Raw genomic sequence first — 12,459 nt, 5'->3', positions numbered from 1 at the left:
AGAGCCGAAGACATGCGCGTCGAGATCTGGAGCGACATCGCCTGCCCCTGGTGTTACGTGGGCAAAGCCCGCTTCGAGAAGGCGCTGCGGGACTTCCCGCACCGCGACGAGGTCGAGGTGGTGCACCGCTCCTTCGAGCTGGACCCGGGGCGGGCCAAGGACGACATCCAGCCCGTGATCGCGATGCTCACCAGGAAGTACGGGATGAGCGAGGCGCAGGCCGAGGCCGGTGAGGACAACCTGGGCGCGCAGGCCGCCGCGGAGGGGCTGGACTACCGCACCCGGGGCCGTGACCACGGCAGCACCTTCGACATGCACCGCCTGCTGCACTTCGCCAAGGAGCGGGGGCGTCAGGTGCAGCTGCTCGACCTGCTGTACCGGGCGAACTTCGCCGAGGAGCGCTCCGTTTTCAACGACGACGAGCGGCTGGTGGAGCTTGCCGTCGCCGCCGGGCTGGAGGCGGAGGCCGTCCGCACGGTGCTCGCCGACCCCGTCGCCTACGCCGACGACGTACGCGCCGACGAGCGCGAGGCCGCGCAGCTCGGCGCGAGCGGTGTGCCGTTCTTCGTGCTCGACCGGAAGTACGGCGTCTCCGGTGCCCAGCCCGCGGAGGTCTTCGCCCGGGCCCTGACCCAGGCGTACGGCGAGCGCTCGCCCCTGGAGATCGTGGACAACGGGGACGCGGAGGCTGACGCGTGCGGGCCGGACGGCTGTGCGGTGCCTCAGCGGTGAACCCGCAGGTCCGGGCGTATATATAAGCGCTCCTTAGCGACATCACGCAGAAAACGGCAATGGACGGGGAGATCCACGGGACGCAAAGTGGTCCCATGGAGACCTTCGAGAACCTCGTCCGTGCCGAGTTCGCCCCGAAGCACACCTACCTCAACACCGCGAGCAACGGGCTCCTGCCCGCCCGTACCGTCACCGCTGTGCAGCGAGCCGTGCGGATGCGGGCCGAGGGCACGCCCCTCGGCCCCCTGTACGAGGACGTCGAGGCCGCCCGCGCGTCCTTCGCCCGGCTCGCCGGCGTGCCGGCCGAGCGGGTCGCCACCGGCGCCTCGGTCGCCGAGTACGGCGGGGTGATCGCCGCCTCGCTGCCCGCGGGCGCCGAAGTCCTCACCGCGGAGGCCGACTTCGCCTCCCTGGTCAACCCGTTCCACGCGCGCGGCGATCTCAAGGTGCGCGCCGTGCCCCTGGAGCGGCTCGCCGAGTCCGTCCGCCCCGGCACCGCACTCGTCGCGGTCAGCACCGCCCAGTCCGCCGACGGCCGCCTCGCGGACCTGTCCGCCGTGCGGGAGGCCGCCCGCGCGCACGGCGCCCGTACCTACGTCGACGCCTCCCAGTCGGCCGGCTGGCTGCCGATGGAGGCCGACGCGGACGACTTCCTCGCCGCCGTCGGCTTCAAGTGGCTGCTCGGGCCGCACGGCGCCGCGTTCTTCGTCGTCCCGCAGGACTTCGGCGAGCTTGCCCCGCTGCTCGCCGGCTGGGTCGCGGGCGAGGTCCCCTGGGAGAGTTGCTACGGCCCCGTCGAGGAACTCGCCCACTCCGCACGGCGCTTCGACATCAGCCCCGCACTCTTCACCTACGCCGGGCTGCGCGCCTCCCTGGAGCTTCTGGAGGAGATCGGTGTCGACGTCGTGCACGCCCACGACGTCGCCCTCGCGGACCGCTTTCGCGTCGGGCTCGCCGAGCTGGGGCACGAGCCTGTGCCCGCACCGGGATCGGCGATCGTCTCCGTGCCGGGACTCGGCCACCGGCAGGGCGAGCTGAGCCGGGCGGGCATCCAGGTGTCCGACCGGGCGGGGAATCTGCGGGCCGCGTTCCACCTCTACAACACGCACGCGGACGTGGACCGCCTTCTCCAAGTCCTGGCCGCATGACAAAACCGGGTGGGGCCTCCCGTCCCACACGAGGAGGCCCCACCCGGCAGTCCGTCACACGGTCACGTCACGCGCGAGAGCGGTCACTTCACCGACGAGCGCGGTCACCGCACCGGTGTGAAGTCCCGCGCCCCGATGCTGTGTTCTCCGGGGGCAACCCCCGGGCCCCTGGCCGGGGGGTCGGTCACCGCACCGGTGTGAAGTCCCGCGCCCCGATGCTGTGTTCTCCGGGGGCAACCCCCGGGCCCCTGGCCGGGGGGTCGGTCACCGCACCGGTGTGAAGTCCCGCGCCCCGATGAACTCCGGTCGCCGCACCGGTGCCGCGAACGGTTCCACCGCCGTGTTCTCCACGCTGTTGAACACGATGAACACGTTGCTGCGCGGGAACGGCGTGATGTTGTCGCCGGAGCCGTGCATGCAGTTGCAGTCGAACCACGTCGCCGAACCGGCCTTGCCCGTGAACAACTTGATGCCGTGCTGTGCGGCCAGCTGGGTCAGCGCCTCGTCCGACGGCGTGCCCGCGTCCTGCATCTGCAACGACTTCTTGTAGTTGTCCTTCGGCGTGGCCCCCGCGCACCCGAGGAACGTCTTGTGCGACCCCGGCATGATCATGAGCCCGCCGTTGGTGTCGTAGTTCTCGGTCAGCGCGATCGAGACCGACACCGTGCGCATCCGCGGCAGGCCGTCCTCGGCGTGCCACGTCTCGAAGTCCGAGTGCCAGTAGAAGCCACTGGCGCCGAACCCCGGCTTGACGTTGATCCGCGACTGGTGGACGTAGACGTCCGAGCCGAGGATCTGCCGCGCCCGGCCGACGACCCGCTCGTCCCGCACCAGCCTGGCGAAGACCTCGCTGATCTTGTGCACCTCGAAGACCGAGCGGATCTCCTGGGACTTCGGCTCGACGATCGACCGCTCGTCGGCGCGGATGTCCGGGTCGTTCACCAGCCGGTTCAGCTCGTTGCGGTAGACGGCGACCTCGTCGTCGCTGATGAGCTCGTCGATGGCCAGGAAGCCGTCACGCTCGAAGGACAGCAGATCGGCCGGCACGATCGGGCCGGGTGCGTCGGGGGCGCCCCAGACGACCGGGTCCTGGCGCGGGGTGAGCACCTCGGTGGCGCCCCGACTGGGATAGAGGTCGGGGATACCGGTGGTGGTGTCGGTGATGGCGGTCATGGAAACGTCACACCTCCTCGGTGAGCAGCGGGTAAACGCCGTTCTCGTCGTGGTCCTCCCGTCCGGTCACGGGCGGATTGAAGACGCAGAGGCAGCGGAAGTCCTTCTTGATCCGCAGCGTGTGCTTCTCATGCCCGTCCAGGAGGTACATGGTCCCGGGCGTGATGGTGTACGACTGCCCGGTCTCGTGGTCGGTCAGCTCGGCCTCGCCCTCCACGCAGACGACGGCCTCGATGTGGTTCGCATACCACATCGACGTCTCCGTACCCGCGTACAGGATCGTCTCGTGCAGGGAGAAGCCGACCTTCTCCTTGGCGAGGACGATGCGTTTGCTCTCCCACGTGCCGGACGCCGACTTCACGTGCCGGTCGGTACCTTCGATCTCCTTGAACGAACGGACAATCACGGTGCTGCGATGCCTCCTAGGTGGGTGGTGCCGGTTGCTTGGTCAGGCGGTCTCGCGGACGGCGCGGGCCAGCGTCGTCAGGCCCTCGTCCAGTTCCTCGGGCGTGATGGTCAGGGCGGGGAGCAGTTTCACGACCTCGCTCTCGGGCCCGGACGTCTCGATGAGCAGACCGAGTTCGAAGGCGCGCTTGGCGACCTTGCCCGCACGGTCCTTGTCGTGGAACTCCATGCCCCACACCAGGCCGCGGCCCCGGTACTCCTTGACGTCGGCCAGGTTCTCCTCGGTGATGGAGATCAGCGCCTGCTCGACCTGCTCGCCGCGCTTGCGGGTCTGCTTCTCCATCGCGGAGCCGTCGGCCCAGTACGCCTCCAGGGCCGCGGTGGCCGTGACGAAGGCGGGGTTGTTGCCGCGGAACGTGCCGTTGTGCTCGCCGGGCTCCCACACGTCGAGCTCGGGCTTGAACAGGCACAGCGACATGGGCAGGCCGTAGCCGCTGATCGACTTGGAGACGGTGACGATGTCCGGGGTGATGCCGGCTTCCTCGAAGGAGAAGAAGGCGCCGGTACGGCCGCAGCCCATCTGGATGTCGTCGACGATCAGCAGCATGTCCTGGCGCTCGCACAGCTCGGACAGGGCGCGCAGCCACTCGGGCCGGGCCACGTTGATGCCGCCCTCGCCCTGCACGGTCTCGACGATCACGGCGGCCGGCTTGTTCAGGCCGGAGCCCTGGTCCTCCAGGAGCCGCTCGAACCACAGGAAGTCCGGGACCTGGCCGTCGAAGTAGTTGTCGAACGGCATCGGCGTGCCGTGCACCAGCGGGATACCGGCGCCGGCCCGCTTGAACGCGTTGCCGGTCACGGCCAGCGAGCCCAGCGACATGCCGTGGAAGGCGTTGGTGAACGACACGATCGCCTCGCGCCCCTTCACCTTCCGCGCCAGCTTCAGTGCGGCCTCCACGGCGTTGGTGCCGGTCGGGCCCGGGAACATGACCTTGTACGGCAGGTCGCGCGGGCGCAGCAGCAGGTTCTGGAAGGCCTCCAGGAAGGTGCGCTTGGCGGTGGTCGACATGTCGAGCCCGTGCGCGACGCCGTCCCGCTCCAGGTAGTCGATCAGCGCGCGTTTCAGGACGGGGTTGTTGTGCCCGTAGTTCAGTGACCCCGCTCCGGCGAAGAAGTCGAGGTACTCATGGCCGTCCTCGTCGTACATACGGCTGCCCACCGCACGGTCGAAGACGGTGGGCCAGCCGCGGCAGTAGCTGCGTACCTCGGACTCAAGGGTCTCGAAGACGCTCAGGTCGGGCTGGGTGATGGTCACGACGAATCGCTCCTCGGTGCGTGGGGGAAGTCTCAGGGAGTCGGGGGAAAGTCAGTGGGACAGCGGGCCGATGCGGTACAGGACCTCGGCGTCGTGCGGCCCGTCGGGGAACAGGCCCGTGTCGAAGAGCACCTCGCGCTCCAGCCGGGCGCCGTGCCGCTCGGCGAAGGACGTGAACAGACGCTCCGAGGCGGTGTTGCCCGGGGTGATGGTGGTCTCCACCGTCGTCACCCCGCGCTCGGCGACGGTCCGGGCGACCAGACCGTCGAGCAGCGCGGCGGCCAGACCGCGCCCGCGGTGGGCCTCGTCCACCGCGACCTGCCAGACCAGCAGGGTGCGCGGGCTGTCCGGCCGCACATACCCGGTGATGAAGCCCGTTGGCTCGCCGTGCTCGTCCCGCGCTACGGCCGACGTGGCCGCGAAGTCGCGGCACCACAGCAGATAGCTGTAGGACGAGTTCAGGTCGAGAACCTTCGAGTCCTTCGCCATCCGCCAGAGCGCGGCTCCGTCGGCCACGGTGGGGCGGTCGATTTGCGGATCTGCTTGTACGGCAGTCATGCGAATTGAACTTACCCAGCGAAATTCAAAATTGCATCGCCGATAGGGGTTACGTATGAGCCGGGACTGTGTTATCACGCGGGCGCGAGAGCTTGCGCCAAACGGCGGCGAGTTGCCCCATATTGTCCGGGTAATACCAGGCAAAGCGGTCGCGATGTGTAACGCGTCACAGCCATGTAATCGCCACGAGATCTGCGCGAATTCCCTCTCCGGGTGTCCTCAAAATCTCTGGGTTTAGGACCGGAGAAAGCGGGCAGAAGAATACGGGAAGCTGCTCTTGAAGGAATTCCTAATTGTGTGCCAGCTTACATGTGGGTCGTCTCGGAAAACACGTGTAATTCAGGCCCCGGTCACTCCGTCGATACGCTCCCGCAGGAGATCGGCGTGACCGTTGTGCCGGGCGTACTCCTCGATCATGTGGATCAGCACCCAGCGCAGGCTGACCTCCATCCCGGGCACCGGCCCCTCGGCGACCCGCCCGATGTGGCCCAGCGGCAGCCCCGCGCACAGCTCCCGCCCCCGCGCGATCTCCCGCCGCCAGATCGCGAGCGCCTCGTCGAGCCCCCGCCCGGGGGCCAGCGTGTAGCCGGTGCCGTCCTCGTACACCGGCGGTACGTCGAGCCCGGCGGCCACCCGCTGGAACCAGTTCCGTTCGACCTCGGCGAGATGCTGCACCAGCCCGAGCAGCGTCAGCGTGGACGGCTCGGTCGACGCGGTCCGCACCTGCGCGTCGTCCAGCCCGGCGCACTTCAGCTCCAGCGTGGCCCGGTGGAAGTCCAGCCAGCTCTCGAGCATGGCCCGCTCGTCACCGGTCAGGTGCGGGACGGGACGGCCGTCGGGGAGGGTATGAGGCGTGTCGGCAGGGGTGTCGGTGGTCATGCGGGGAGCATGGCACGGACCACTGACAACGGCGGCTCCCGACTACCGCCACGCACCCTCGGCGGCCCGCAGCGCCCCCTCCACGTCCACCGCCAGCCCCCGCTCGGAGAGCGCCACCCCCAACGCCGCCAGACTCGCCCGCACAGCCCCCGGCGTCGCATCGGCCCCGTAGTGATTGACCCGGATCATCTCCTTGGCCAGCGCACCACCGCCGGCGGCGACCGGTACCGCCGGATCCGCCTCCAGCGCCCTGGCCACCAGCTCCGTCGCCACCACCCCGGCCGGCGCCCGGAGCGTCGTGGCGACGGGCGCCGCGTCCCGCGCCTCGTACACATACGGCTCCAGCCCGCCACCGAGCGCGACCGCCCCGGCCCGCGTGGCCGCCGCCGCGGAGGCGTGCCGGGCCATCACGACGTCCGGCCCCACCGCCTCGATCCGCTCCACGCACGCCTCCAGCGCCAGCATCTCCAGCTGCGCCGGAGCGTGCGGCAGCGCCTTGCGGCCGCCGTCGATCCACCGCTCCTTCCAGTCCAGCAGCGACAGATACGACCGGCGCGGCGCCCGTGGGTTCGCCGCCATCCGGGCCCAGGCCCGCTCGCTCACCGACACGGCCGACACGCCCGCCGGGCCGCCCATCGCCTTCTGCGCCCCGATCACGCACAGGTCCACCCCCCACGCGTCCGGCAGCACCGGCTCGGCACCGATCGACGCCACCGCGTCCAGGTAGAACAGGGCCCCGTGCTCCCGCACCACCTCGCCGATCTCCGCGACCGGATTGGTGTTGCCGGTCGCCGCCTCCGCGTGCACCAGGGACACGAAGTCGATCTCCGGGTGCTCGTCGAAGGCCTGCCGGATCTGCTCGGCCGTGACCGCCGCGTGGAAGGGCACCGCCAGGTCGACCACCGTCGCCCCGCAGTCCCGCAGCCAGTCGCCGAAAGTCTGCCCGTAGGGGCCCGTGATCACGTTCAGGGCCGTCGTGCCCCAACCGGCCGCCGCACGGATCGCGCCCTCCAGAGGCAGCAGCGCCTCGCCCTGCATGATCACGACGTCCTGCTCGGTGCTCAGCAGCCGCGCCACACGGTCCTCGATCGCGGCGAAACGGTCCGCACCGAGCGGGGCAAGGTCCAGAAACGGATGCGTCACGGAGGCGCTCTCTTCACTCACGGGGACAACGGCAACGAGCGTAACCGCCGCGCCCCGGCGACCGCGGACCAGGTGGGCAAGGCCGACCAGCGGCTGACTAGGGTGCCGTACATGAGTGATCGCACGGTGCTGCACGTGAAGGGACGGGTGCTCGTCGGACCCGAGGAGGTCCGCGACGAGCTGTGGGTCGTCGACGGCCGGATCTCCTACGACCGTCCCGCCGGCGCCCGCGACATCCGCACTGTCAGGGGCTGGGCCCTGCCCGGCCTCGTCGACGCGCACTGCCACGTGGGACTCGACCGGCACGGCGCGGTCCCGCAGGACGTCGCCGAGAAGCAGGCGCTGACCGACCGGGACGCGGGCACGCTGCTGATCCGCGACGCGGGCTCGCCCTCCGACACCCGCTGGATCGACGACCGCGACGACCTGCCGAAGATCATCCGCGCCGGGCGGCACATCGCCCGCACCCGCCGCTACATCCGCAACTACGCCTGGGAGATCGAGCCGGACGACCTGGTGGCCTACGTCGCCCAGGAGGCCCGGCGCGGCGACGGCTGGGTGAAGCTGGTCGGCGACTGGATCGACCGCGACCTCGGCGATCTGTCGGCCTGCTGGCCGCGCGGGGCGGTGGAGGCGGCGATCGCCGAGGCGCACCGGCTGGGCGCCCGGGTCACCGCGCACTGCTTCTCGGAGGACTCCCTCCAGGACCTCGTCGAGGCGGGCATCGACTGCATCGAACACGCGACGGGCCTGACCGAGGACCTCATCCCGCTGTTCGCCGAACGGGGCGTCGCCATCGTCCCGACGCTGGTCAACATCGCGACCTTCCCGCAGCTCGCGGACGGCGGCGAGTCCAGGTACCCGCGCTGGTCGGCCCACATGCGCCGGCTCCACGAGCGCCGCTACGACACGGTGCGGGGCGCCTACGACGCCGGGATCCCCGTCTTCGTCGGCACCGACGCGGGCGGCGGACTCGCCCACGGCCTCGCGGCGGCCGAGGTCGCGGAACTGGTCACCGCGGGCATCCCGCCCGTCGAGGCCCTGGCCGCGGGGACCTGGACGGCCCGGGCCTGGCTCGGCCGCCCCGGCCTGGACGAGGGCGCCCCGGCCGACCTCGTCGTCTACGACGAGGACCCGCGCAAGGACGTCGGCGTACTGACCGCGCCGCGCCGGGTGGTGCTGAACGGGCGCGTGGTCGGGTAGCCGCGCGGGTGACGCCGGGGAACGTCTGCGCCTGGGGATTCCCCTGGATCGGCTTCTTCGCCTTCATGGCCGCCGGGCTCTGGGTCGTCGTCACCAGCATCGTGCTCTCCCGCCGCCCCCCAGGACGGCACACCGACCGGGACGGAGACGGCCGGGACCGCCGCCCGGCGGTGAGCCGTCAGCCCGCCACCGCACGCTCCAGCGCCCGCAGGAACCCGTCCACCGTCCCCCGGTCCCGCACCGCCAGCCGGAGCCACTCCTCGTCCAGGCCGGGGAAGGTGTCCCCGCGCCGCACGGCGTAACCGAGGTCGCGCAGGCGGCCGCGTACGGTCGCCGCGTGCGGGAGACGGATCAGGACGAACGGGCCCTCCGCCGGCTCGACGACCCGTAGCCCGGACGGGGCGAAGCGGGCGAGGCCCGTCAGCAGATGGGCCCGGTCCGCGGCGACGCGGTGCGCGGCGTGGGCCGCCTCCGCCACCGCCCGTGGCCCCACGCACGCCTGCGCCGCGGCCAGAGCCGGTGTCGACACCGGCCACAGCGGCTGCGCCCGCTCCAGGCCCTCGATGATCTCCGGCGCCGCCAGCACGTACCCGATCCGCAGCCCTGCCAGCCCCCACGTCTTGGTCAGGCTGCGCAGCACCACGAGGCCGCGCACGTCGACGCGGTCCGCCAGGGCCTCCCGCTCGCGCGGCACCGCGTCCATGAACGCCTCGTCCACCACCAGCAGCCGCCCGGGCCGGGCGAGAGAGGCGATCACCTCGGCCGGGTGCAGCACCGACGTCGGGTTCGTCGGATTGCCGATCACCACCAGGTCCGCGGCCTCGGGGACGGCCGCCGGGTCCAGCCGGAAGCCGTCCTCCTCCCGCAGCAGCACCCGGTCGACCGTGTGCCCCGCGTCGCGCAGCGCGGCCTCCGGCTCCGTGAACTGCGGGTGGACCACGACCGGCCGCCGCACCTTCAAGGCCCGAGCGAGCAGCACGAACGCCTCCGCCGCACCGGCCGTCAGCAGCACCCGCTCCACCGGCAGGCCGTGCCGCGCCGCCACCGCCGCGCGTGCGGCCCGCCCGTCCGGATAGGCGGCCAGGCCGTCCAGCGACCCGGCGATCACCTCCCGCAACCACACGGGAGGAGTGTCCGCGCGTACGTTCACGGCGAGGTCGACGAGTGCCGAGCCGTCGTCCCGGACCTCCGCGTCCCCGTGATGCCGCAGGTCGTGCCCGGCCCCGTCCGGGGACTCAGTGCGCATGGGAGTGCGCCCCGTGGTGGTGGTGTCCGTGCCCGTGGTGGTGGCCGTCGTCGTCCGGGTGGAAGTGCGGCTGCTGCGGCATCCCCACCTTGTCCTCGAAGCCCGGCAGCGCGACGCGGTACACGCACGAGTCGCAGTTCATCCGCAGATCACCCTCGACGGCCTCCGCGTACCGCTCCCACACCAGGTCCAGCAGCTCCGGCTCCGGCCCGATGACGTCGGCCGAGCGCACCTCGACCTCCGGGTGCGCCGCCGCCCAGCCCTCCGTCTGAAGCCGCACCCGGTCCGGCAGGATGCCGGTGAACAGGAAGTAGGGCAGCACCACGATCCGGCGGGCGCCCAGCCGCGCGCACCGGTCGAGTCCGCTCGGCACGTCCGGCGCCGCCAGCGACACGAACGCCGTCTCGACCCCCGCGTACCCGCGCCCCTCCCACAGCAGCCGCGCCGCCTTGTACACCTCGGCGTTGGCGTCCGGGTCCGTCGACCCGCGCCCCACCAGCAGCACCGTCACATCGGCCCGGTCGCCCGGCCTGCGCCCCGCGGAACCGCCCAGCGCCTCGTCCAGCCGTCGCTCCAGCACGTTCAACAGCGCCGGGTGCGGGCCGAGCGGACGCCCGTAGGTGTACGAGATACCGGGGTGCCGCTCCTTCTCCCGGGCCAGCGCCGCCGGGATGTCGCCCTTGGCGTGCCCGGCGGACACCAGCATCAGCGGTACGGCGGCGAACCGCCGTACGCCCCGCTCCACCAGTTCGGTGACGGCCTCGCCCAGCGGCGGCGGGGACAGTTCGATGAAGCCGCCCGCGACGGGCAGTTCCGGGTGACGGGCCCCCAGCTCCCGCACGAAGTCGCGGAACGCCTCGGCTCCGGCGTCGTCACGGGTGCCGTGGCCGGCGATGAGCAGGGCGGGCGGGGTGGTCACAGGTTCTCCTCGGCGGACGTGGGGTGGTGGACGACGGGGTTCACTCGGGCTCCTCCTGCCAGCGGTAGCCGCGCGGCGTCACCATGCGCCCGGCGATCTCGCGGGTCGCGGTGTTGCCCACGGTGACGACCGTCATCATGTCGACCGTCGCCGGGTCGAGCGCGGCCAGGGTGGTGACCCGGGCGGACTCGTCCGGCCGCGAGGCGTTGCGTACGACACCGACCGGCGTCGTCGGCGCCCGGTGCCCGGCGAGGATGTCCAGCGCCTTGGGCAGCTGCCAGTCGCGGCCGCGCGAACGCGGGTTGTAGAACGTCACCACGAGGTCGGCCTCGGCCGCCGCCCGTACCCGCCGCTCGATGACCTCCCACGGCGTGTGCAGGTCGGACAGGCTGATCGACACGTGGTCGTGGCCCAGCGGCGCGCCCAGGAGCGCGCCGGCCGCGAGCGCCGCCGTCACGCCGGGCACACCCACCACGTCGATGTCGTCGGAGGCCTCGGCGAGCGCGGGGGAGGCCATGGCGTACACGCCCGCGTCCCCGCTGCCGATCAGCGCGACGGCCTGCCCCTTGCGGGCCTCCTCGACGGCCGTGCGCGCCCGCTCCTCCTCGGCCCCGAGACCCGACTGAAGGATCCGGGTGCCGGGCCGCAGCAGATCGCGGATCTGGTCGACGTACTGGTCGAGCCCGACGAGCACGCAAGCGCGCCGGAGCTCCGCCTTCGCGCGCGGTGTCAGCAGGTCCCGGGCGCCCGGCCCGAGCCCGACCACCGCGAGCCGCCCGCGCCCCGGGCGCCGTACGACGGCACAGGTCGCCATGGCAGGGCTCGCGGCCGACTTCCGCTTGGGGACGAGGAGTTCACCCCCGCGCACCAGGGCGGCGGCCTCCGCGACCGAGGGCGTACCGACGGCGGCGAGCGGCGCGTCGGACGGATTGGGCACGTCCACCCCGGCCAACTCCCCGGCGGAGTACGTCACCAGGGGCACACCGAGCCGCCGCGCGGCCTCGACGAGGCCGGGCTCCCCGGCCTTGGCGTCGACGGTGGCGAGCTCGGCGACCGACGCCGCGGACAGCCCGGTCTCCCGCAGGGCCTCCTCGATCAGCCCGTGCACCTCCTCGACGGGGGCGCCCTTCGACGCCCCGACCCCGACGACCAGCGACGGCGGGCGCAGCACCACCTCGCCTTCGGCCGCCTGGACGAGCCGGTCGGTCAGCCGGATCGTGTACGACCCCTCGGAGGCCACCGGGAGCGGCGGCAGCGGCCAGGTCACCTCGGCCCGCAGCGCCACCGCCTCACCGTCCAACAACGCCCGGGAGACCCCGGCGACATCGCCCTCGACGGGCAGGCCGAGGGTGTCCAGGCCGGGCAGGTCCACCGCGTCCGTCGCCGTGGTCACGACCGGCTCGGCGCCCAGCAACTCCCCGACCTCCCGGGCGAGTTCATTGGCCCCGCCCGCGTGCCCGCCCACCAGGGACACCGCGAACCGGCCGCCCTCGTCGACGCACACCACGCCCGGGTCCGCCGTCTTGCCGGACAGCAGCGGCGCCACCAGCCGCACCACCGCCCCCGTCGCCAGGAAGCACACGAGCTGCTCGCACTGCGCGAACGCGGCCCGTACGGCGGCCCCGACGGGACCCTCGTACACGCGCGTGCGGTCCGGCCACGCGGCGGCCAGCCGGTCCCGCGCAGCCGCTCCCGCCGCGGTGGCGGAAATGAGGCCGATCACTGGGCGACTCCTTCT

Annotated in this window: 12 protein-coding genes; 3 read left to right on the top strand and 9 right to left on the bottom strand. The window is 72.2% G+C overall.

Annotation, left to right across the window (positions count from 1 at the left end):
• The first annotated feature begins 12 nt into the window (after nucleotides 1–12).
• Complete coding sequence (locus V8690_RS09080; RefSeq protein WP_338777178.1) at nucleotides 13–732, top strand: DsbA family oxidoreductase; 720 nt, start codon at nucleotides 13–15, stop codon at nucleotides 730–732.
• Between the two features lie 95 nt (nucleotides 733–827).
• Nucleotides 828–1,880: an aminotransferase class V-fold PLP-dependent enzyme gene (locus V8690_RS09075; RefSeq protein ID WP_338777177.1), complete on the top strand. Its 1,053-nt coding sequence runs from the start codon at nucleotides 828–830 to the stop codon at nucleotides 1,878–1,880.
• A 264-nt stretch (nucleotides 1,881–2,144) separates the two neighbouring features.
• Here the strand turns inward: V8690_RS09075 and thpD are convergent, their stop codons facing one another.
• From thpD to V8690_RS09045, 6 genes are all read right to left on the bottom strand, one after another.
• Entirely contained in the window at nucleotides 2,145–3,044 is a 900-nt protein-coding gene (thpD, locus tag V8690_RS09070) for an ectoine hydroxylase (RefSeq protein ID WP_338785293.1), read from the bottom strand.
• 16 nt (nucleotides 3,045–3,060) lie between these two features.
• Entirely contained in the window at nucleotides 3,061–3,459 is a 399-nt protein-coding gene (locus tag V8690_RS09065; protein ID WP_030251860.1) for an ectoine synthase, read from the bottom strand.
• A gap of 42 nt (nucleotides 3,460–3,501) precedes the next feature.
• Nucleotides 3,502–4,773 (bottom strand): diaminobutyrate--2-oxoglutarate transaminase, encoded by a 1,272-nt coding sequence (gene ectB / locus V8690_RS09060; protein ID WP_338777174.1) that lies wholly within the window; start codon nucleotides 4,771–4,773, stop codon nucleotides 3,502–3,504.
• Between the two features lie 51 nt (nucleotides 4,774–4,824).
• Nucleotides 4,825–5,331: a diaminobutyrate acetyltransferase gene (gene ectA / locus V8690_RS09055; RefSeq protein WP_338777172.1), complete on the bottom strand. Its 507-nt coding sequence runs from the start codon at nucleotides 5,329–5,331 to the stop codon at nucleotides 4,825–4,827.
• 339 nt (nucleotides 5,332–5,670) lie between these two features.
• The gene (locus V8690_RS09050; RefSeq protein WP_338777171.1) at nucleotides 5,671–6,210 is read right to left on the bottom strand and encodes a DinB family protein; all 540 of its coding nucleotides are present in this window, start codon (nucleotides 6,208–6,210) and stop codon (nucleotides 5,671–5,673) included.
• A 42-nt stretch (nucleotides 6,211–6,252) separates the two neighbouring features.
• On the bottom strand, nucleotides 6,253–7,353 hold the full coding sequence (locus tag V8690_RS09045) for an aminotransferase class V-fold PLP-dependent enzyme (protein WP_338785292.1): 1,101 nt from the start codon (nucleotides 7,351–7,353) through the stop codon (nucleotides 6,253–6,255).
• Nucleotides 7,354–7,464: 111 nt separating this feature from the next.
• On the opposite strand from V8690_RS09045, the gene V8690_RS09040 reads away from it, so the two are divergent.
• Nucleotides 7,465–8,556 carry an amidohydrolase family protein gene (locus tag V8690_RS09040; protein WP_338777170.1) on the top strand — a complete coding sequence of 364 codons (1,092 nt, stop codon included), beginning with the start codon at nucleotides 7,465–7,467 and terminating at the stop codon, nucleotides 8,554–8,556.
• Nucleotides 8,557–8,734: 178 nt separating this feature from the next.
• Here the strand turns inward: V8690_RS09040 and cobC are convergent, their stop codons facing one another.
• From cobC to cobJ, 3 genes are read right to left on the bottom strand one after another with little or no spacing between them, the layout of a single operon-like run.
• Nucleotides 8,735–9,802: an Rv2231c family pyridoxal phosphate-dependent protein CobC gene (gene cobC / locus V8690_RS09035; protein WP_338777168.1), complete on the bottom strand. Its 1,068-nt coding sequence runs from the start codon at nucleotides 9,800–9,802 to the stop codon at nucleotides 8,735–8,737.
• On the bottom strand, nucleotides 9,792–10,721 hold the full coding sequence (locus V8690_RS09030) for a sirohydrochlorin chelatase (protein WP_338777165.1): 930 nt from the start codon (nucleotides 10,719–10,721) through the stop codon (nucleotides 9,792–9,794). The genes cobC and V8690_RS09030 overlap by 11 nt, the downstream gene beginning before the upstream one ends.
• Nucleotides 10,722–10,761: 40 nt before the next feature.
• The gene (gene cobJ / locus V8690_RS09025; RefSeq protein ID WP_338777163.1) at nucleotides 10,762–12,444 is read right to left on the bottom strand and encodes a precorrin-3B C(17)-methyltransferase; all 1,683 of its coding nucleotides are present in this window, start codon (nucleotides 12,442–12,444) and stop codon (nucleotides 10,762–10,764) included.
• Between the last annotated feature and the right edge of the window lie 15 nt (nucleotides 12,445–12,459).

Source organism: Streptomyces sp. DG1A-41, from assembly GCF_037055355.1.
Lineage (GTDB): Bacteria > Actinomycetota > Actinomycetes > Streptomycetales > Streptomycetaceae > Streptomyces.
The sequence above is the reverse complement of the archived record's forward strand: the minus strand, read 5'-3'. Positions and strand labels throughout refer to the sequence as shown.

Excerpts from the sequence above, each read along its gene's own strand:
- V8690_RS09080 (WP_338777178.1), top strand. The coding sequence starts at position 13 with ATGCGCGTCGAGATCTGGAGCGACATCGCCTGCCCCTGGTGTTACGTG.
- cobC (WP_338777168.1), bottom strand. The coding sequence starts at position 9,802 with ATGCGCACTGAGTCCCCGGACGGGGCCGGGCACGACCTGCGGCATCAC.
- V8690_RS09075 (WP_338777177.1), top strand. The coding sequence starts at position 828 with ATGGAGACCTTCGAGAACCTCGTCCGTGCCGAGTTCGCCCCGAAGCAC.
- V8690_RS09050 (WP_338777171.1), bottom strand. The coding sequence starts at position 6,210 with ATGACCACCGACACCCCTGCCGACACGCCTCATACCCTCCCCGACGGC.
- V8690_RS09040 (WP_338777170.1), top strand. The coding sequence starts at position 7,465 with ATGAGTGATCGCACGGTGCTGCACGTGAAGGGACGGGTGCTCGTCGGA.
- ectA (WP_338777172.1), bottom strand. The coding sequence starts at position 5,331 with ATGACTGCCGTACAAGCAGATCCGCAAATCGACCGCCCCACCGTGGCC.